The sequence below is a fragment of the Pseudoalteromonas distincta genome, assembly GCF_005877035.1.
GTDB lineage: Bacteria > Pseudomonadota > Gammaproteobacteria > Enterobacterales > Alteromonadaceae > Pseudoalteromonas > Pseudoalteromonas distincta.
The window spans coordinates 2,882,113-2,902,079 of sequence record NZ_CP040558.1 but is presented as its reverse complement, the minus strand read 5'-3'; the positions used below and the strand labels follow the sequence as shown (position 1 = coordinate 2,902,079).

Sequence of the window (19,967 nt, the reverse complement as noted above, 5' to 3'; positions counted from 1 at the left end):
GGCGCTTTTTTTATTTGTATAAAGGGTTGTTTATATAGCCAGCTTATTCACCGTAACTAGACTCAAAAAAGCTTTCTAAAATAATAACCGCAGACATATTATCTACGTTACCTTTACCTAAGCTTTTATAGCCGCCACTTTCAAAAAGTCGCGCTTTAGCATCCGCTGTTGTTAAACGCTCATCCTGTGTTTGCACAGGAATGCCATAATGATTATGCAATCTGTTGGCAAACTTTTTTGCTTTAAAGGTAACCTCTTGTGATGTTCCATCCATATTCAGTGGTAAACCAACAACCATTAAGTCAGGCTGCCACTCGGCTACTTGTACGGCGATATGGTCCCAATTAGGAATGCCATCTTGTGCTTTTACAGCCTTAAGGCTAGACGCACTGCCGGTTAACTCTTGCCCAATAGCAATACCAATACTTTTGGTGCCAAAGTCAAAGCCCATTACAGTGCGTTCGCCTTGCGGCTTAAGCGATTTTTTTGTCATGTGTATCTTGTTTAAGTTTGCTAAGGGTTAGTTACTATTATGCGTGACCAGCTTCAGGGCTAAGTTGGCTAATATCAAAGCCCAACATTGAAACTGCTTTTTCCCATCGTTTTTCAACGGGGGTATCAAAAATGATCTTCGGATCGGCTTCTATGATCAACCAGCTGTTATCAAGTAACTCTTGTTCGAGTTGTCCTTGCTCCCACCCTGAATAACCAAGTGTAATAATAAACTGCTCTGGTGCTTGTGCAGTGGTTAAGTTTGCTAAAACGTCTTTTGAGGTAGTGATCATAATATCGCTACTGAGTTTCTGACTTGCTGAATAACCCGATTGGGGAGAGTGCAGTACAAAACCACGGTCAGTTTTAACGGGCCCACCTGCAAACACACTTACTTTTGCTGCGTTTTGCGTTTTGTCGTTATCAATTTCTATTTTATCTAAAAGTTCGCCAACAGTAACATCAATAGGTTGGTTTATTACCAAACCCATAGCCCCATCTTCATTGTGCTCACAAATATAGGTAACAGCACGTTTAAAAAAAGGGTCTTGCATTGACGGCATCGCGATTAAAAAATGATTTTCTAATGACTGCATAGATTTCACCCTTTTTAGTTAATGAACTTTGAGTATGGCATAGTTATTTAAATTGACATAAAAAGCCCATTAATTGCATGAAAGGCTTAAACTAATGGGCTTTTTATTGTGGTAATTACTTACCTAATTTACGCTCAATCGCATCAAATAAAATACCTGTGATAGAAATATCATAAGCAGCTTCAATTTCGCGTACGCACGTTGGTGCAGTTACGTTAATTTCAGTTAATTTATCGCCAATAATATCTAAACCTACAAATATTAAGCCTTTTTCTTTGAGCGTTGGTGCAACAGCTTGCGCTATTTTTAAATCTGATTCGCTAAGTGGACGAGCTTCGCCTCGACCGCCTGCAGCCAAATTACCGCGTGTTTCACCATTTTGCGGTATACGCGCTAAACAATATGGAATAACTTCGCCATCAACTACTAGTACGCGCTTATCGCCTTGTTTGATCTCTGGAATGTAATTTTGCACCATTGCGAAGCGGCTGCCGTGCTCGGTTAACGTTTCACAAATTACACCAATGTTGGCATCGTCTTCTCTAATGCGAAAAATAGATGCGCCACCCATGCCATCAAGCGGTTTTAAAATAATGTCTTTATGCTGTGCTAAAAATTCACGAATTTGTTTTTGGCTACGTGTAACAAGTGTGTCTGGCGTATGTTCGCTAAACCATGCTGTAAATAGCTTTTCGTTAGCATCGCGAAGGCTTTGTGGCTTGTTAATTATTAACGTACCTTCTTGTTCAGCCCGCTCTAAAATATACGTCGCGTAAATGTATTCAGTATCAAAAGGAGGGTCTTTACGCATTAAAATTACGTCAAGATCGGCAAGGGCTATAGTGGTTTTTTCTTCAAGCTCATACCATTTTTCTGTATTATTAAACACTTGCGCTTTAGACGCTGTAGCGTACGACTTGCCTTTACGAAGAGATAAATCGTCCATCTCCATATAATAAATTTCGTAGCCACGTTCTTGCGCTTGCATCATCATTGCAAAACCGGTGTCTTTTTTGATGTTAAATCCACTAATAGGATCAGAAATAATACCTAACTTAATTGCCATGCGCTGTGCCTTACTATAAATGTTACTGTTTATATGAGGGTGCTTTTAGTTATTTCAATTAGCTAAATCGCCAAATTGAAGTTGTAATGCACTTAAGACCGTTAAAGCGGCTGTTTCCGTTCGTAAAACGCGCGGGCCTAAGCGAATATCTACAAATTCTAGTTGTTTGGTTAATGCCATTTCATCGTCGGTAAAGCCACCTTCGGGGCCTACTAAAAAGCGTACGCCATCTTTAGGTACCGTAATGGTTTTAATGCTGTGCTCAGCACGAGGGTGAAGAGTGAGCTTAATTGCATCGGTTTGTTGTGCAAGCCATTGTTTTAAATCTATAGGTGGGTGAATAATTGGCACAAAATTACGCCCTGACTGCTCAGCCGCGGCAATTGCAATTTTTTGCCATTGTTGGTGTTTTTTCTCAAGACGATCGCCCATTAGTTTCACGCCACAGCGCTGACTAAAAATAGGGGTGATTTCGGTAATACCTAGTTCAACTGACTTTTGAATTGTAAAATCCATCTTATCACCACGGGATACACACTGACCTAAATGAATTTTAAGTGGAGATTCTACATCGTGAGGGTTAAGTTCTAATGGCATTACGACGACTGTTTTTTTTGTTACCTCAATTATTTCACTAAGGTATTCGCCACCTTCGCCATTAAAAATAGATACATGCTCGCCTACTTTCATGCGCAGCACTCTGCCAATATGCCCTGCAGCATCGTCATCTAAGGTTACAGGGGTGTTTAGGGCAATACTCGATGTTTGATAAATATGAGGAACTCGCATAGGGCGTCACTTACTACATAGCGTAAAAATATATATTGCTATGGTAAGTAAGCTGGGGGCTGTGCGCAATTATTTATTTTTATTAAGTTGTTCGGCGAGATCTATTAAATCTTGTGGGGTGTGCGCTATATCGTGATGATTTTGCGAAGGTTCCGTTAACGTCTCATCGGTAACCCGGCTTAGTGTATAGCCTGTATCATCAAGATTTATTAAAAAGCGTTCTTTATGCAAGGAGTTATAAATAAAGCGCTGCTTATCACTTGCGAGTAAATAATCGGTGCTATTGAAAAGGACTCCGTGTAAATCGTGATGATCTTTTAAATAATTAATTAACTCAGAAACGCTTATTTCGTTTTCAAGATCGCAATAACTATAGTCTTTAATAAGCTCGTCAAACATCATTTTTACTAATTGGCGGGTATTACTCCCTGCAGCAATAAGTGTACTCGCTTTTGTTATGCCATTACTATTTACATAGTATTCGGCAAATGCGCGGCTAAATTCGTTGTCTATGTCAATTAACAAATAGTTCGTTATTTCAGGTGGCATAGAGCTAGGACCTTGTTGCATCTAAGTAATTACCATTATTACTTAAATGCAGACGTTTTAATTGCTGTATTTTCAGTAAAAAGGTCTAAAGAGAAAACATACTAATAAGTAAATAACCTATAGCACAAAAAACAGCAAATTCTATGCATGCTACCCCAATATTATCTTGATGGTCTATTTCAAGAGCCGTATCAATATTTGGTAAAGAGATAATTTTTATCACATACGTTAAGCTGTAAAGTAGTATCCACATTACACCGCAATGCATTACAAGTGTAAATATGTTTTCAACCATTTTACCGTTTTGAAATGCTGCGCTAGATAAACCAGCATATACAGCCAACGCTAAGCCAATTGATTTTCCAGCATATCTTATACCAATAGATGTATTTTCTAGGTTAAAGTTACTTTGTAGTGACGCACCTTGGTTTGCTTTTGCAAAACGGTGTTCTCGTATTTTGCTATCAAGTGCAAACATCCCCTGAAGTGTAAAAAAGCTAACGCAAGCAATAAGTAAGTTGCTAAACCCTTGCGTGTGGGTCCACGTGTACAAGCCCAGTGCAATAATACAGTTAGCGATTAACATTCCTGAGTCTACCAATGCAGCACATACATTTTGTTTTAGTATGGCAGCTTCTTCATTAAACCTGTGGAGTATCCATTTTCTGTGAATTAAATGGCCCACTTTTATAAAAGTGAATAAGAGAACAATAATAATTAACACTTTTAACGGGTTTGACTGTGCCGTGCTTACGCTTATTTCGTCAAATAAAAAGGCTATAGTGGCTATAACAACTGATATTTCAGATGCAAAACTAATCCCCATGGCAAAGTTGTCGTGTTGCGCTAACTCATCTTTAAGCGCTTGTTTTGCTTTGATTTGAGTGACAACTCGTAAACAAAAAATAGTTATGCAAATAACCGCAAAACTAATGGCAATCGCAATAAAACTAGTGTTAGATAAAGACAAATATGACATGGTGATCCTAATTAAGTTAACCTTTCTAGGTTTTAATCATTCTAGTACGGTTATTGATGATATAAAAGAGAGGATTGATGAGTAACGTAAAGCAACTTCCTATTCAATTACAAAAACTTGGCTTGATGCGCTTTGAACAGTTATACCCGCAGCAAAGTAAACAAAGTGAAGTTGTAAGGTTATTAGCATTAAGCGACTTTGCTTGGCGCAGTTTAGAGTCACAACCTGATTTAAATACCTGGCTATTATGCAAAGACGAAATACAAAATAGAGTAATAGATTCTCCTTTTAAAAACCTGAATTTAGCTGACCTTGATGAAGCACAGTGCCATAAAGTACTTCGTCAATATCGTGAAAAGTACTGGCTTAAAGTCGCCTTTTTAGATTTATGCTGTAACAACCCCATTGCCGATAGTATTAATTACATAAGCCAACTGGCTGACATGCTAATTAATAGTGCCAACCAATGGGCGCATGCACAGGTGGCAAAAGTAAATGGTGAGCCGCTTGATGAGCAAAACCAAGCAATGCCGCTAATGGTATTGGGGATGGGGAAGCTTGGCGGACAGGAGCTAAATTATTCCTCTGATATTGATCTTATTTTTGCGTATCCGCGCAGCACAAAAACCCAAGGTGGCCGCAGAAGCCTTGAGGCCCAAGTGTTTTATACCAAAGTTGCACAAAAACTGATTGCAGCACTTAACCAAGCCACCGGTGATGGGCAAGTATTTAGAGTTGATATGCGCCTACGCCCGTTTGGCGAAAGCGGCCCTTTGGTTATGAGCTTTAATGCCATTGAAGATTACTACCAAGAACAAGGGCGCGACTGGGAACGCTACGCCATGTTAAAAGGGCGCTTAATTGGCACTCCTAATAAATATTGGGATGAATTTATTAAGCTTTTAAAGCCGTTTGTTTACCGCCGGTATATTGATTTTTCGGTGATTGAATCCTTGCGTAAAATGAAGTTAATGATTGCACAAGAGGTTCGCCGTAAACGCTTAACTAATAATATAAAACTAGGTGCTGGTGGTATTCGTGAAGTTGAATTTATAGTGCAAGCCCTTCAAATGGTAAGAGGTGGGCGAGAGGCTAATTTACAAACCCAATCTTTACTTACAGCATTAAATGAGTTGGCACTTAACCAAGTTATAGATGAGCAAGAAGCAAGCGAGCTGAGGCGCAATTACCTTTATTTACGTAAAGTTGAGCAGTACCTTCAAATATTTGACGATCAGCAAACGCAAACACTCCCCGATGATGAATTGAATCAGCAGCGCTTAAATTTATTATTAGAACAAGCTGATTTTTCTGCCACTTTAAACACTATAGAAAAGGTGATGAAACAAGTTAACGGTGAGTTTGCACTTGTGATTGGCGAGGAAACCGTGCCACTTGATACCTGCGAAGGCGCATTTATTAGTGCTTGGGATCATGGTGATGTGAGCTTTTTAAAAGAGGCCAGAGATGAATGGCAAGCACCCCTTAACGATTTTAAATTAAGGCTGTCTAAGGTAAATATAGGTAACCGAGGGCGTGACACTCTTGATAAGTTAATGCCTGTTTTACTAAATCAATTAAATGACTTTAATGCCAGTGCAGCAGCTTTCACAATGGTTTGCCAAATTTTTAATAAGATAATTTCGCGTACTGCCTATTTAGAATTGCTTTACGAAAACCAAGGTGCATTAAAGCAACTCGTTTTACTGTGTTGTCATAGCAAATGGATAGGGGAGCATATTTCTCGCTACCCCATATTACTTGATGAACTAATAGACCCCGCAGTTCTTTATAAACCAACCCCGCTCACGTCGTATAAAGATGAAATAAGACAGTATTTTTTACGAATAGAGCATGACGATTTAGAACTGCAAATGGAGTCGCTTAGGCAATTTAAGCAAACGCATCAATTACGAATTGCTGCCGCCGATGCAACCGGTGTTCTTGATGTAATGAAAGTAAGCGATCATTTAACCGTACTGGCAGAGGCGATTGTTGACCAAGCCGTTAATATTGCATGGCATAACACTGTTAAGCGCTTTGGGATGCCCCCTGGCACAGATGATGAGAATAAAGGTTTTGCTGTTATTGCATATGGTAAAACAGGTGGCTTAGAAGTCGGGTACGACTCAGATCTAGATTTGGTGTTTGTGCATAACCATGATGGCTCAAGCCTAACTAATGGTGAAAAACCGATAGATTCTCGTCAGTTTTATTTAAAGCTCGCTCAGCGCTTAATGCATTTATTTAATACCCGTACTGCATCGGGCATTTTATACGAGCTTGATACGCGATTACGTCCTGAAGGAGCCTCTGGTTTATTGGCTATCAATTTAGAGAGCTTTAATCACTATCAGCAAACTCAAGCATGGACGTGGGAGCATCAAGCACTTGTTCGGGCTCGATTAATTTTAGGTCAAAACGATCTGATAGATCGTTTTTCACAAATTCGTAAAAACATACTTTGCCAGCAGCGCGATGATACCGTGCTAAAAGCTGATGTAATAAAAATGCGCGAAAAAATGCGCGACCATCTAGCGAAGGGAAATATTGATCAATTTGATTTAAAACAAGATGTTGGTGGCATGGCTGATATTGAGTTTATTACGCAATATTTAGTACTTAAACACGCAAACGAGTTTGAACAGCTTACAGTTTACTCAGATAACGTAAGAATATTAACGGATGCGGCAAATATAGGTTGTATTACTAAAGAGCAAAAGCAGCAGTTGATAAAAGCGTATATTGATTACCGCTCGTGTTATCACGTGTTGAGCTTGGAGCAAAAAGGCAAATTGATCCCGCGAGAAACGTTTTTACAAGATATTACTAACGTAACTAATATTTGGAATAGTATTTTTGAATTGAATTGAATTGAATTGAATTGAATTGAATTGAATTGAATTGAAAAACCCAAGCGCTTGCTTGGGTTTTTGTATGTGTAAACCCTTAAACCTTTAGTTTTAAACAGTTTGTACGTACAAATTCTGATGGTAACTCGGTAATAACCGCTGCTCTTTGTTTATGGCAAAAGTAAGTATAAACCTCGTGCTCAAAGTCATCATTTATAGCGCGCCCAATTTGGTACAGTGCTGAAGTAAAGTTACTGTCTACTCTAAAATGATCTTTAACTACGTAATCTTTACTTAAGTACCAGTAGAGCTCAATACCCTCGTTTTTAGCATATTGATTAAGTACATCTTTAAGAGTTGTGCCATTTTCAAAGCGCCTAGGTTCAACTTCTCCAGTCCAATTTGTCGGCATTGGATCTACTGTTCGCGCACGTTCAGCCAATACTCTATCCAAGGTTTGTTCTGGTGTTTTAAGTTTTAAAACAAATTGATCTCGTTCTTTATTACTTTTTACTTGGTTACGAATGGAGGAGTAAAAGCGTGATAATCCTTCGGCGGCTGCATTTTTAGATTTTTTAATATCAAATACAGAACCATCACCCACTAAAAAGTATACGGCGAGTGCTATTAGCACGGCTGCAAATGATAAATGTCTAATCCAAAACCACATGATTATTACCCACCTTATTTGTTCCTATTATTGTTATACCATTACTTTTTATAAAAAGAAGGGGTATTTTTATCCGGTCGAGTTTTAAAGCGACGGTGTAGCCACATGTATTGCTCTGGAGCGGCATTAACAGATTGTTCCATGCGTTGATTTACACGTGTTACATCAGCCTTATCATCACCACTTGGGAAGTTTTCAAGCTCAGGTACTACCTCTAAATGATACTTACCATTTTCGTCGCGACGCGAGATTAAGCTCATAGTTTCGCAGTTTTTACTGCCAGCAAACATAAGAGTACCTGTTGTCGTTGCTGCGTCAGATACGGCGTAAAATGGCACAAACTCACAGCGGTTACGGCCGTAATCTTGGTCAGGTAAGTAATAGCATACTTTTTTGTTTTTTAATGATTTTAGTAAGCCCTTTACATCTTTTCGGCCAATTAGGTATTCGTTAGAACGAAGGCGGCCATTAGTTGTAAAGTATTCCATTAGAGCGTTGTTATGAGGGCGGTAAAAGCCTAAACCTTGGCATTTTAATCCCATTACACGACTCGCCATTTCAAGATGCAGAATATGAGGTACAAGTAATAAAACACCTTTACCAGATGCCTGAACGCGCTCAAAGTGCTCCAAACCTTTGATTGAGCCATATACACTTTTTACTCGCCACTGCGGCCACCACCAAGCCATGCCGGTTTCAACCATTGCAATGCCGGTGTTTTCCATATTTTTGAGTACAAGTTCTTTTTGATCTGCTTCGCTCATATCAGGAAAACACAGCTTAATATTTACTTCTGCAATATGGCGACGGCGCTTCATAAATTTATGGACTAAGCGGCCAAGTTGCTTACCCATTGCCAGCTGTAGCTTTTGTGGTAGCCAAGAAATTAAGTATAAAAATAAAACGCCAACCCACGTTAGCCAGTATCGAGGGCCTAAAAAAGATGCTTTAAAAGGAGATGAGGTGACCACAAAAATCTCTCTGAGAATAAAAACGATAGTTTAACGCTAAGCGCTATAAAATACAAAAAGCCAGCTACATGCTGGCTTTGAATAAATCTATATTATGTTTAGCTGTAAAAGTTAAGCTGATTTTAAACCTTGGTTTATAGCAACTAAATCTTCACTTGTTAGTGTACCCGCAGCTTGTTTTAAGCGAAGGGTAGATAACACATAACGGTAACGCACATCAGCAAGGTTACGTTTTGCATCGTATAAGTTTTGCGTACTCACTAGTACGTCAACAATGGTACGAGTACCTACTTCAAAACCTGCTTCAGTTGCTTTAAGGGCACTTTGAGCTGAAACAACCGCTTGCTCTAGCGCTTTGTAAGTCGCAATATCTGAAACAACTTGATTATAAGATGTAATTACTGTGCGAGTGACTGCGCGGTAATTTGTTTCATAATCTTGGCTCGCTGATACGTAAAACGCACGCGCTTGGTTAGTTGCAGCAACCGTTGCGCCACCTGAATATAAAGGTACGCTAAAGTTAAGCCCAACAGAACTAGAGTCTGAACGCGGTTGGTCATCAAAATTAGCGCCATTTATTTGAGTGTCTGTAAGAGAGTCACCATAACTTGCACTTAGAGTTAGTTTTGGATAATGACCTGCTTTTGCTAATTCAATTTGATCTTTTGCAATATCAACCGTTACTTTAGAGACTTGTAAGTTGATATTTTTATCTTCAGCTACTTTAACAAAGTCGCTTGAGCGCTTAGTTGGCTTAGTTGTTGAGAAAGTATCTGTATTTAAAAAGTCTAATTTTTCGTGATATTTACCAGTTATCTCACGAAGTTGCTCGCGTGCAGTTTCTACAGCATTACTGGCAATAATTTCTTGGGCTACTGAGTTATCAAACTGAGCTTGTGCTTCGTGTACGTCTGTTATAGCTGTTAAACCTACTGCATAACGTTGTTTTGTTTGCTCAAGTTGACGTGCAATGGCACGTTTTTCAGCTTCGACAAATTCAAGGTTATCACTGGCACTTAATACGTTAAAATAACCTTCAGCAACGCGTACAATTAAATTTTGTTTAGCTGCATCATATAGGCCGCTTGCTTGTAGAGCTTGCTTATCGGCAATATCTAAAGTGTTCCAAGCACCTAAATCAAATAATGTTTGGCTTAAACTTACACCACGAGAGAATTGGTCTGTGTCACTTTCAACTTTAACTTGGTTAGATAAGTCGCCAACGCTTTGGTACGACGTTGCATCGCTTTTCGTATAACCCATAGTTAAACCAATTTGAGGTAATAGTGCACTCATCGCCAAATCGCTTTGGTAAGACTGCGCATCGGCTTGGGCTTTTGCTTTTAAAACAGTAGGATCGTTAGCTGTTGCTATTTCAAAAACTTGTAGTAAATCTTCAGCTTTCACTGCTGTTGCACCTAGTGCGCATGATAAACTAACTAGCGCCGCAAGAATGTTCTTTTTCATGTGGGGTTCGGTCCTTAGACAATTTTTGTACTAAAAGCATGTTAACCTGTTTTACTGCATAACAAAAAAAATAATTAGTAAAACAGTATGTTCAAGTGTAACAGAATATATTAACGCATTTTAAAGCTTTAGATAAGTAGGAGGTAGGCACGTGGTTGATAAAAAGCTCGTTCAATTTACACATAAAGATGTAAATTTAAAGCCAATAAAAAACCTTTATAAAGGTTTTTTTCAGGTTGATTTATACCAGTTTGAACATGCTCTTTTTGCGGGTGGAAAATCAGAGCTAATTAGCCGAGAAATATTAGAACGTGGCGATGCAATTGCAGTACTTCCTTACGACCCAATATCAGATACTGTTCTTTTAATTGAGCAAATACGTATTGGCGCTATTAAAAGTAAGCATTCGCCGTGGCTACTAGAATGTATAGCCGGAATGACTGACGGCAGTACGGATTACGAATCAGTTGTAAAAAAAGAAGCGTATGAAGAAGCAGGGCTTGAATTAACTGAACTTGAATTTATGCTTTCATACCTATCAAGCCCTGGTGGTACAACTGAGCGCTTACATTTATATTTAGCGCGTACTGACTTAAGCCAAGTAGAATCAGGTGTATATGGTCTTGAAACTGAAGGCGAGGATATAAAAACTCATATTTTATCGGTTGATGATGCGCTAATGCGCCTCAATAACGGTGAAATGGATAATGCGGCAACGGTTATTTGTATGCAGTGGCTTGCGCTAAATCGCGAGAAAATGGCAAGTAAATGGGCATAAACTCTTACTAATATTATGGCGGAACTTTGACAGCACAATTAGCAACAAATCGATATATTCAAAGCCTCCCAAAGTATTTAACACTTTGTGAGCATAACTATGTGCGACTATTAAAGTTGTTACCGAGCGAGCGCAATATAGGAAGCATTCGTGAAGTAAAACTTGGCAACAGTGAATTTGCTACAAAAATTGATGGCAGCGCAAAATACACTATGGATATTTCAATTAAGCAGCTAACAGGAATGGTTAAAGGGATAGCGCCGCTGTATTTAACGGCTCGCTTGTATCATGATGCGAAAGTAGCTGAAATTATTCATCACGATTACCATCAACGCATAAAACCATCGTACGGATACCCCAACCCTAAAATGCATCAAAAAGATGAAAAGTATCAACTTAATGCTTTTTTATACGACTGGTTAGTGGCCTGTGTAGAGCACGGGCAAGCAACATTAAATTGGGATGTAAATAATGGCTTGGTTTGATGATACATATACATTTGATAAATCATCTTTGTGCATTGCGCATATTACCGACAGCCATTTATTTGCAGATAAAAAGGGTGAATATTTTAATGTAAATACTGCAGCTCATTTTGAAAAAGCTTTGGCGCACATCGCTGAGCTGCCAGTAGATTGCGTAATTTTTGGTGGTGATTTAACACAAGACCATAGTTTCGAATCGTACTTATTATTTAGTGAACTTATAAATGACAGTGACATCACTTGCCCTGTATTTTGGGTACCAGGTAATCATGATGAACTAGTAATGCTTAATCGCATAAGTGGCGGAAAAATAAATTCGGCTAAACATATTATTGCTAACGGGGTTGAGCTGCTTCTTATTAATTCTAAAGGGCCCACGCCCGCAGGATGGGTTACTGGCGCGCATTTAGATGAAATAACTGATACTTTAGTCAACTCGAATAATAGTAAAGTTATCTTTTGCCATCATAATCCGCTGCCAATAAATGGCTATCTTGATAAGCACTTATTAGAAAATGGTCCACAGCTTTTAAATATTTTAGTTAATAGTAATAATGTATCTGCGCTTTTTCATGGTCATGTACACAACGATTATGAACAAAATTTTAGAGGCTTGCCTATTTATGCAAGTCCTGCCAGTTCAGTCCAGTTTGTAAAATACACTCCAAAGTGGGAGCAAAAAAATGCAGGGCCTGCTTACAGAATGCTAAATATAAAGAGTAAAAAAGATAAAGTTGAAGTAAAAACGGAAGTGGTATGGCTAAACGCGTAATTTATATTCATGGCTTTAATAGTTCACAAAAATCATATAAAGCTGTGCGCTTTGGTGAGCTTATGGCAAACTATGACGTTGATTATTGTGTACCGAACTTAAACCACGAGCCCCTACAAGCTATAATTGAGCTTGAACAATTACTAACGCCAGATACCGTTTTATTAGGTAGCTCGTTAGGTGGTTTTTTTGCCACGTATTTATCGCAGCGTTATCAAATTCCTGCAGTGGTCATTAATCCCGCGGTCGCACCTTATAATTTATTACAGTCGTTACTTGGGCCTAATTATAATCCGTATCAAGATTATCATTACGATTTAAATAACAGTCATATTGAGGCGCTGAAATTACTCGCTGTAGATAAATTAGCACATCCTGAGTTACTGTATTTATTACAGCAAACAGGCGATGAAGTGTTGAACTTTCAACACGCAGTAAAATATTATTCGCAATGCAAGCAATTGATAGAGTTTGGTGGCGATCATAGCTACGTTGAATTTGAACGCACCTTTGCAAGTATTGTAGATTTTCTTAAAATCACGTAAAACTAGTTAGCCTGAACTGAGGTTAGTTACTATATTAACGCTTTAGCGCATATAACAATAAAACTAGTAAACGTATTAGAGCCTTAGCGGATATAAAGACAAAAACTATGAGTGATCAAAATTATAACGCCGAAGCCATTGAAGTACTTAATGGATTAGATCCGGTAAAACGACGCCCAGGGATGTACACCGATACCGTACGCCCAAACCATTTAGGCCAAGAGGTTATCGATAACAGTGTCGATGAAGCTATGGCGGGTCATGCTACTCGTATCGACGTAATTCTCCACGAAGATAACTCGCTCGAAGTGAGCGATGACGGACGTGGTATGCCTATTGATATTCATCCTGAGGAAGGTATCCCAGGGGTTGAACTAATCTTCACTAAGTTACACGCCGGTGGTAAGTTTTCTAATAAAAACTATCAATTTTCGGGTGGTTTACACGGTGTAGGTATTTCTGTAGTAAATGCGTTATCTACACGTGTAGAAGTAACCGTAAGGCGCGACGCTCAACAATACAGAATGGCATTTGAAAATGGCGATAAAGTAGAAGATTTGAGCGTAATTGGTACTGTTGGTAAGCGCAATACAGGTACCACCGTTCGTTTTTGGGCTGATGTTAGCTACTTTGATTCACCAAACTACTCAATTACCAAGCTTAATCATTTATTAAAAGCCAAAGCGGTCTTATGCCCAGGACTGCGTATTAAGTTTGTTAATAAGCAAACAAAAGAAACCAAAGAATGGTTTTACGAAACTGGCTTAAAAGATTACCTAATTGAAGCTGTTAAAGGGTTTGAAACATTACCGCAAGACCCATTTGTAGGTGAATTTAAAAGCTCAATTGAAGGCGCTGATTGGGCTGTTGTATGGCTACCTGAAGGTGGCGAATCAATAGCGGAAAGCTACGTAAACTTAATTCCTACTGCGCAAGGTGGTACACATGTAAATGGTCTGCGCCAAGGCTTGCTTGAAGCAATGCGAGAGTTTTGTGAGTTTAGAAATTTACTACCTCGTGGCGTAAAGCTAACACCTGATGATATTTGGGAGCGTTGTAGTTACGTATTGTCGGTTAAAATGCAAGATCCACAATTTGCAGGGCAAACCAAAGAAAAACTTTCATCGCGCTCATGTGCTGCATTTGTATCGGGTGTTGTAAAAGATTCGTTTAGTTTATGGCTAAATGAACATACCGATACTGCAGAATTATTAGCTGAGTTATGTATTTCAAACGCGCAAAGCCGTTTGCGTGCAGCTAAAAAAGTTGTACGTAAACGAGTTACTGCAGGCCCTGCATTACCAGGTAAATTGACCGATTGTAGTGCTGCCGATAATGACCGAACCGAGCTGTTTTTAGTGGAAGGTGATTCTGCTGGTGGTTCTGCTAAACAAGCGCGAGACCGTGAATTTCAGGCAATTATGCCGCTACGTGGTAAAATTTTAAATACGTGGGAAGTAGAGTCGGGGCAAATACTAGCATCACAAGAAGTACATGATATTTCAGTGGCACTGGGTATTGACCCAGAATCAACAGATATGTCGGGACTGCGTTACAATAAGATTTGTATACTGGCCGATGCTGACTCGGATGGACTACACATTGCAACATTGTTATGTGCACTGTTTGTTCGTCATTTTCCAGAGTTAGTAAAAACAGGGCATGTGTATGTTGCAATGCCGCCATTATTTAGAATAGATATTGGCAAAGAAGTTTATTACGCCCTAGATGAAGAAGAAAAAACCGCTATTTTGGCGCGCATAGAAGCCGAGAAAAAACGCGGAAAAGTAAACGTACAACGATTCAAAGGTCTGGGTGAAATGAATCCGTTACAGCTTCGTGAAACCACAATGGATCCTAATACACGACGCTTAGTGCAGCTTACGCTTGATGAAGAAGTAGAAACCATGGAAATGATGGATATGCTACTTGCTAAAAAACGATCGCCTGATCGTCGTCAATGGTTAGAAGATCATGGTAACAAGGCGCTCGTTTAATTGCTTGTGCCTAACACTAGGAGAGACGAATGAAAAAATTACTAGGAAGTTTGCTGTTACTTGGGCTGACTAGCGCTCCTGCAATGGCTAAAAATATACTTGATAAGCTCACCGTAGCACCTGGGTTTGAAATTAGTTTATTTGCAAATGATGTAGAAAATGCACGTCAAATAGCCGTTTCTAAAAAAGGTATTGTGTATGTTGGCTCTCGTAAAGCGGGCAACGTATATGCGCTTATTGATCACAATAGCGACGGCGTAGCAGATAAAAAAATTGTTGTGGCTAAAGGCTTAAACATGCCCTCTGGCATAGCAATTAAAGATGGCGATTTATATGTAGGCGAAGTGCATCGTATTATTCGCTTTAAAAATATTGATACCCAATTAAAAGATCCAAAATTTGATGTGGTCTACAACAAACTACCAAGTGAGCGTCATCATGGTTGGAAATTTTTACGTTTTGCACCAACGGGAGAATTAATCATTCCGGTCGGTGTACCGTGTAATATTTGTGCTGAGGATGAGCGTTTTGGTCGTATTTTTGCCCTTAATGTAGAAACAAAACAAATAAAAACAATAGCTAAAGGCGTTAGAAACACAGTGGGTTTTGATTTTCATCCAGCTACTCAAGCTTTATGGTTTAGTGATAACGGTCGCGACATGATGGGCGATGATATTCCGCCTGATGAGTTAAACCGTGCAACGCAAGAAGGTGAGCATTTTGGCTTTCCATATGTTCATGCCGGCGCAATTATTGACCCTGAGTTTGGTGAAGGTAAAAACATTGCCGATTACACATCGCCAGCACTTGCACTTCCAGCGCATGTAGCGCCACTAGGTATTCATTTTTATAACGGTAAGCAATTTCCAGCAAGTTATAAGCAACAATTATTTGTTGCTGAACATGGCTCATGGAACCGTTCTAAAAAGTCAGGCTATAAAGTAGGCCTAGCAACAATCGAAGTAGGTCGCGTAACTAAATATACGCCATTTATTACTGGCTTTATGAAAGACGAAACAACATTTGGACGCCCTGTTGCATTTGCAGAATTAGGTGACGGCAGTCTGTTAGTAAGCGATGATTACGCCAATGTAATCTACCGTGTAAGCTATAAGAAAAACTAGGTAAGCTTTAATGAGTGATACAGATACCTTGCTAATGCAAGGAATTGAGCAACAAACAATGGGGCGTTTTACCGAAGACGCCTATTTAAATTATTCCATGTACGTGATCATGGACCGTGCCCTACCGCATGTAGGTGATGGCTTAAAACCAGTGCAGCGTCGTATTATTTATGCGATGAGCGAACTGGGCTTGTCGGCTAACGCAAAGTACAAAAAATCAGCCCGTACAGTGGGTGACGTACTTGGTAAGTACCATCCACACGGCGACAGTGCCTGTTACGAAGCTATGGTATTAATGGCGCAGCCGTTTTCTTATCGCTATCCTTTGGTAGATGGACAAGGAAACTGGGGGGCGGCAGATGACCCTAAATCGTTTGCAGCAATGCGTTATACCGAAGCGCGTTTATCTAAGTTTTCTGAAGTTCTGCTTAAAGAGCTTGGCCAAGGCACCGTTGATTGGACACCAAACTTTGATGGCACCATGGATGAACCTGTAGTATTGCCTTCTCGTTTACCGCATATTTTACTCAATGGTATAACGGGTATCGCCGTAGGTATGGCAACAGATATTCCGCCACATAACGTACGTGAAGTGGCTAGCGCATGTTGTTTATTACTTGATAAACCAAAAACAGAGCTTGAAGAATTACTTGAGCTTGTACATGCACCAGATTACCCAACAGATGCTGAAATAATTACTCCAAAAGCCGATATTCATAAAATATATAAAACCGGTCGTGGGTCAATCAAAATGCGTGCGGTTTACACCGAAGAGCATGGCGATATTGTTATTACAGCGCTGCCGCATCAGTGTTCAGGTGGTAAAGTACTTGAGCAAATTGCAGCGCAAATGAACGCTAAAAAATTACCTATGATTGCTGATTTACGTGACGAGTCAGATCACGAAAATCCAACGCGTATTGTAATTATTCCGCGCTCAAACCGCATTAAAGCTGAGCCATTAATGGCGCACTTATTTGCAACCACCGATCTTGAAAAAAATTACCGCGTAAACTTAAACATGCTAGGCCTAGATGGTCGCCCGCAAGTTAAAGACTTGCGCTGTATTTTAAGTGAGTGGCTAACATTTAGACGCGAAACTGTGCGTCGTCGTTTGCAGTATCGTTTAGATAAAGTATTAGCACGTTTGCATATTTTAGAAGGTTTATTAGCCGCCTTTTTAAATATCGATGAAGTGATTGAAATCATCCGCAGCGAAGACAAACCAAAGCCTGTATTAATGGAGCGCTTTGATTTAACTGATACGCAAGCAGAAGCTATTTTAGAATTAAAACTTCGTCATTTAGCAAAACTTGAAGAGTTTAAAATTCGCGGTGAGCAAGATGAACTAGCCAAAGAGCGTGATAAATTAGCGCAAATTTTGGGCTCAGAACGTCGTATGTCGACACTGCTTAAAAAAGAAATTCAAGAAGCCGCTGAAATGTACGGTGACGATCGTCGCTCGCCAGTGATTGAGCGCTCAGAAGCGAAAGCACTTAACGAAAAAGATTTAATTCCATCAGAGTCAGTCACTGTTGTGCTATCTGATAAAGGCTGGGCACGCGTTGGTAAAGGTCATGACTTAGATGTACAAGGCTTAAATTACCGTTCCGGTGATGGCTTTAGAGCCTCGGCTCGGGGTAAGAGCAATCAACCTGCTGTATTTTTAGATTCAGCAGGGCGGGCATTTGCAACCGATGCGCACAGTCTGCCTTCGGCGCGTAGCCAAGGTGAACCAATGACAGGTCGTTTTAACTTAACACCAGGTGCTAATTTTGAGCACGTGGTAATGAGTGAAGACGAGCAAGTATTGCTTATGGCGTCAGATGCAGGTTACGGCTTTATTACCGACTTTAAAGACTTAGTGAGTAAAAATAAAAATGGTAAAGCGCTGGTAAGTGTTCCTAAGGGTGGAATATTACTTTCTCCTATTAGGGTGAACGATGTTGCTAGTGATTACTGTATGGCTATTTCTAACGAAGGTCGCATGCTTTTATTCCCGCTACGTGACTTACCAAAACTTAGCAAAGGTAAAGGGAATAAGATTATTTCTATTCCTGGAGCTAAAGTACAAGCCCGTGAAGAGTTTGTAAAAGTGCTTGCTGTTGTGCCACAAGGAAGCAGTGTTACGCTTCATGCTGGTAAGCGTAAACTAACGCTTAAACCATCTGATTTAGAGCATTATCATGGTGAGCGAGGGCGTAGGGGTAACAAACTACCGCGCGGCTTACAGCGTGTTGACGAAGCCGTTGTTGAGCTGACCCCACAAGATGATGAACCAATAGAAGCCATTAACGAAGAGTAACCAATTACTTTTTTGTATAAATAAAAACGGTCTGCATTTGCAGGCCGTTTTTGTTTTAAAATAAAGAGCTTGCATATTTCAGCGTACACTTGTGCGCTATTGACTCGTCTGTGTCACAAAATAACGCTATAATAATCATAATTGATCTTTGGAGAAACTCATTTGCTAGCTGTTATACGCGTTTTTATTATGCTGATGTTTATATTATTCAGTTGTATTTTTGGTTTATTACTTTCGATTGTAAGACCATTTCATCCCAATAATGTACATATTATAGCGGGCTGGTTTGGCTCAATGGCTAAAATGATTGGCGTTAAATTAGTTTTAACACGTCATAAAGATGCAATTGATGCAATTGATGCAGGCCCTGCAGTTTATGTTGCTAATCATCAAAATAGCTACGACTTATTTACAGTGCCTGCAATGGTGCCTAAAAACTGCGTAAGTTTGGGGAAAAAGAGCTTAAAGTGGATCCCATTTTTCGGTCAGCTTTATTGGTTGTCGGGTAATATATTAATAGACAGATCGAATCGCTCTAAAGCAGCGGGAACTATCTCCAAAGCAGCCGAAAAAATTAAAAATAATGGCTTATCTGTATGGATGTTTCCAGAAGGCACACGAAGCTATGGAAGAGGGTTGCTACCGTTCAAAACAGGTGCTTTTCACACCGCAATGAGCGCAGATGTACCCATAATTCCGGTATGTATGAATACAACACATAAAACCATTAAGCTAAATCGTTGGGATAATGGTACAATTTACATCGAAATGTTAGCGCCTATACCGCTTGATAAAGAAATTAGCGCGCGTGAGCATGCTAAAAGCGTGCATAGCATTATGGCTGCTAAAATAACTGAATTAGATGCTCAAGTGAGAGAAAAATAATGGAAAACTGGCGTGAAATAAGTGAAGACATCGTAAGTTCACTACTTGAAGATGGATCAGATCCTGAAATACTTTATGAAGTAGAACACCATTTTGTGTGTGAAGACTTCCCTAAACTAGAGCAAGCTGCATTGGCTGCTTTTAAATTAGGCTACGATGTTGAAGAGCCAGCAGAGCTTGAACTTGAAGATGGCAGTAAAATTTGGAGCTTTGACATTGTAGTTGAAGCTGAGCTAGACGTAGACGTTATTATGGAAGACGTTGATAAGCTAGCGCAACTAGCCGTTGAGTGCGATGTTGAATACGACGGTTGGGGCACTTACTTTCAAGAGTAATTAGCTGACTGCTATATAAAAAGGCGATCATTGCAAAGTGCTCGTCTTTTTTAATGCCTGTAAAAGCGTGCTAGCAAACATGCGCTGCCCTTTAGATAATCTCTAAAGGCGATTAACTCTTTGTTGCCTAAATCGATGTGGTAAGGGGCGTGAACAGGACGCGGAAGCTTTGCTCTGTTTTTACTTACTTTCACATAAAGGTAAGCCAGTCGCATAACGTAGGAATAGCTACCTGGCTGGCTAGGTTATAAACCTCGCGCCGCGATTTAACAGCCCCTAGATTAAACTAATTTCAATCCACAAAAAAACA

At 39.6% G+C, this 19,967-nt stretch carries 19 protein-coding genes; 10 read left to right on the top strand and 9 right to left on the bottom strand.

Annotation, left to right across the window (positions count from 1 at the left end; genetic code table 11):
* Window positions 1-43: 43 nt before the first annotated feature.
* From ruvX to FFU37_RS12940, 6 genes are all read right to left on the bottom strand, one after another.
* Window positions 44-493 (bottom strand): Holliday junction resolvase RuvX, encoded by a 450-nt coding sequence (gene ruvX / locus FFU37_RS12965; protein ID WP_138489657.1) that lies wholly within the window; start codon window positions 491-493, stop codon window positions 44-46.
* 37 nt (window positions 494-530) lie between these two features.
* Window positions 531-1,088, bottom strand: coding sequence for a YqgE/AlgH family protein (locus FFU37_RS12960; protein ID WP_002961948.1), 558 nt, complete (start codon window positions 1,086-1,088; stop codon window positions 531-533).
* 115 nt (window positions 1,089-1,203) lie between these two features.
* On the bottom strand, window positions 1,204-2,154 hold the full coding sequence (gene gshB, locus FFU37_RS12955; RefSeq protein ID WP_138489656.1) for a glutathione synthase: 951 nt from the start codon (window positions 2,152-2,154) through the stop codon (window positions 1,204-1,206).
* A 54-nt stretch (window positions 2,155-2,208) separates the two neighbouring features.
* Window positions 2,209-2,943 (bottom strand): 16S rRNA (uracil(1498)-N(3))-methyltransferase, encoded by a 735-nt coding sequence (gene rsmE, locus FFU37_RS12950; protein WP_002961950.1) that lies wholly within the window; start codon window positions 2,941-2,943, stop codon window positions 2,209-2,211.
* A 69-nt stretch (window positions 2,944-3,012) separates the two neighbouring features.
* Window positions 3,013-3,513, bottom strand: a complete 501-nt coding sequence (locus FFU37_RS12945; RefSeq protein ID WP_002961951.1) for a hypothetical protein — start codon at window positions 3,511-3,513, stop codon at window positions 3,013-3,015.
* A gap of 64 nt (window positions 3,514-3,577) precedes the next feature.
* A complete protein-coding gene (locus FFU37_RS12940) occupies window positions 3,578-4,471 on the bottom strand; it encodes a DUF350 domain-containing protein (RefSeq protein WP_039488320.1) in 894 nt (297 codons plus the stop codon).
* Between the two features lie 77 nt (window positions 4,472-4,548).
* On the opposite strand from FFU37_RS12940, the gene glnE reads away from it, so the two are divergent.
* Window positions 4,549-7,344, top strand: a complete 2,796-nt coding sequence (gene glnE, locus FFU37_RS12935) for a bifunctional [glutamate--ammonia ligase]-adenylyl-L-tyrosine phosphorylase/[glutamate--ammonia-ligase] adenylyltransferase (protein ID WP_138489655.1) — start codon at window positions 4,549-4,551, stop codon at window positions 7,342-7,344.
* Between the two features lie 76 nt (window positions 7,345-7,420).
* Here glnE and FFU37_RS12930 read toward each other — a convergent pair whose 3' ends face one another.
* The 3 genes from FFU37_RS12930 to tolC all read right to left on the bottom strand — a co-directional run bounded on the left by FFU37_RS12930 (window position 7,421) and on the right by tolC (window position 10,431).
* Entirely contained in the window at window positions 7,421-7,993 is a 573-nt protein-coding gene (locus FFU37_RS12930; protein ID WP_002961954.1) for a toxin co-regulated pilus biosynthesis Q family protein, read from the bottom strand.
* A 41-nt stretch (window positions 7,994-8,034) separates the two neighbouring features.
* A complete protein-coding gene (lpxL, locus tag FFU37_RS12925; RefSeq protein ID WP_138489654.1) occupies window positions 8,035-8,964 on the bottom strand; it encodes an LpxL/LpxP family Kdo(2)-lipid IV(A) lauroyl/palmitoleoyl acyltransferase in 930 nt (309 codons plus the stop codon).
* Between the two features lie 111 nt (window positions 8,965-9,075).
* Complete coding sequence (tolC, locus tag FFU37_RS12920; protein WP_002961956.1) at window positions 9,076-10,431, bottom strand: outer membrane channel protein TolC; 1,356 nt, start codon at window positions 10,429-10,431, stop codon at window positions 9,076-9,078.
* Between the two features lie 151 nt (window positions 10,432-10,582).
* Between tolC and FFU37_RS12915 the strand changes: the two genes are divergently transcribed.
* The 9 genes from FFU37_RS12915 to rraB all read left to right on the top strand — a co-directional run bounded on the left by FFU37_RS12915 (window position 10,583) and on the right by rraB (window position 19,657).
* Entirely contained in the window at window positions 10,583-11,209 is a 627-nt protein-coding gene (locus FFU37_RS12915) for an NUDIX hydrolase (protein ID WP_138489653.1), read from the top strand.
* A 26-nt stretch (window positions 11,210-11,235) separates the two neighbouring features.
* Entirely contained in the window at window positions 11,236-11,694 is a 459-nt protein-coding gene (locus FFU37_RS12910; RefSeq protein WP_002961958.1) for a DUF1249 domain-containing protein, read from the top strand.
* Window positions 11,681-12,466, top strand: a complete 786-nt coding sequence (locus FFU37_RS12905; protein WP_039488325.1) for a metallophosphoesterase — start codon at window positions 11,681-11,683, stop codon at window positions 12,464-12,466. The genes FFU37_RS12910 and FFU37_RS12905 overlap by 14 nt, the downstream gene beginning before the upstream one ends.
* Entirely contained in the window at window positions 12,451-13,011 is a 561-nt protein-coding gene (locus FFU37_RS12900) for a YqiA/YcfP family alpha/beta fold hydrolase (protein WP_002961960.1), read from the top strand. The genes FFU37_RS12905 and FFU37_RS12900 overlap by 16 nt, the downstream gene beginning before the upstream one ends.
* Before the next feature lie 107 nt (window positions 13,012-13,118).
* Complete coding sequence (gene parE / locus FFU37_RS12895) at window positions 13,119-15,008, top strand: DNA topoisomerase IV subunit B (protein WP_002961961.1); 1,890 nt, start codon at window positions 13,119-13,121, stop codon at window positions 15,006-15,008.
* A 29-nt stretch (window positions 15,009-15,037) separates the two neighbouring features.
* Window positions 15,038-16,132: a PQQ-dependent sugar dehydrogenase gene (locus tag FFU37_RS12890; RefSeq protein WP_024605067.1), complete on the top strand. Its 1,095-nt coding sequence runs from the start codon at window positions 15,038-15,040 to the stop codon at window positions 16,130-16,132.
* A 10-nt stretch (window positions 16,133-16,142) separates the two neighbouring features.
* On the top strand, window positions 16,143-18,437 hold the full coding sequence (parC, locus tag FFU37_RS12885; RefSeq protein WP_002961963.1) for a DNA topoisomerase IV subunit A: 2,295 nt from the start codon (window positions 16,143-16,145) through the stop codon (window positions 18,435-18,437).
* A gap of 162 nt (window positions 18,438-18,599) precedes the next feature.
* Window positions 18,600-19,322, top strand: a complete 723-nt coding sequence (locus FFU37_RS12880) for a 1-acylglycerol-3-phosphate O-acyltransferase (RefSeq protein WP_138489652.1) — start codon at window positions 18,600-18,602, stop codon at window positions 19,320-19,322.
* On the top strand, window positions 19,322-19,657 hold the full coding sequence (gene rraB / locus FFU37_RS12875) for a ribonuclease E inhibitor RraB (RefSeq protein ID WP_002961968.1): 336 nt from the start codon (window positions 19,322-19,324) through the stop codon (window positions 19,655-19,657). The genes FFU37_RS12880 and rraB overlap by 1 nt, the downstream gene beginning before the upstream one ends.
* Window positions 19,658-19,967: the final 310 nt, after the last annotated feature.

Bases quoted from the DNA above. Each gene is read 5' to 3' on its own strand.
- ruvX (WP_138489657.1), bottom strand. From the start codon at position 493: ATGACAAAAAAATCGCTTAAGCCGCAAGGCGAACGCACTGTAATGGGC.
- parE (WP_002961961.1), top strand. From the start codon at position 13,119: ATGAGTGATCAAAATTATAACGCCGAAGCCATTGAAGTACTTAATGGA.
- FFU37_RS12940 (WP_039488320.1), bottom strand. From the start codon at position 4,471: ATGTCATATTTGTCTTTATCTAACACTAGTTTTATTGCGATTGCCATT.
- parC (WP_002961963.1), top strand. From the start codon at position 16,143: ATGAGTGATACAGATACCTTGCTAATGCAAGGAATTGAGCAACAAACA.
- glnE (WP_138489655.1), top strand. From the start codon at position 4,549: ATGAGTAACGTAAAGCAACTTCCTATTCAATTACAAAAACTTGGCTTG.
- FFU37_RS12905 (WP_039488325.1), top strand. From the start codon at position 11,681: ATGGCTTGGTTTGATGATACATATACATTTGATAAATCATCTTTGTGC.
- FFU37_RS12945 (WP_002961951.1), bottom strand. From the start codon at position 3,513: ATGCAACAAGGTCCTAGCTCTATGCCACCTGAAATAACGAACTATTTG.
- FFU37_RS12900 (WP_002961960.1), top strand. From the start codon at position 12,451: ATGGCTAAACGCGTAATTTATATTCATGGCTTTAATAGTTCACAAAAA.
- rraB (WP_002961968.1), top strand. From the start codon at position 19,322: ATGGAAAACTGGCGTGAAATAAGTGAAGACATCGTAAGTTCACTACTT.
- tolC (WP_002961956.1), bottom strand. From the start codon at position 10,431: ATGAAAAAGAACATTCTTGCGGCGCTAGTTAGTTTATCATGCGCACTA.
- gshB (WP_138489656.1), bottom strand. From the start codon at position 2,154: ATGGCAATTAAGTTAGGTATTATTTCTGATCCTATTAGTGGATTTAAC.
- FFU37_RS12930 (WP_002961954.1), bottom strand. From the start codon at position 7,993: ATGTGGTTTTGGATTAGACATTTATCATTTGCAGCCGTGCTAATAGCA.
- rsmE (WP_002961950.1), bottom strand. From the start codon at position 2,943: ATGCGAGTTCCTCATATTTATCAAACATCGAGTATTGCCCTAAACACC.
- FFU37_RS12960 (WP_002961948.1), bottom strand. From the start codon at position 1,088: ATGCAGTCATTAGAAAATCATTTTTTAATCGCGATGCCGTCAATGCAA.
- FFU37_RS12890 (WP_024605067.1), top strand. From the start codon at position 15,038: ATGAAAAAATTACTAGGAAGTTTGCTGTTACTTGGGCTGACTAGCGCT.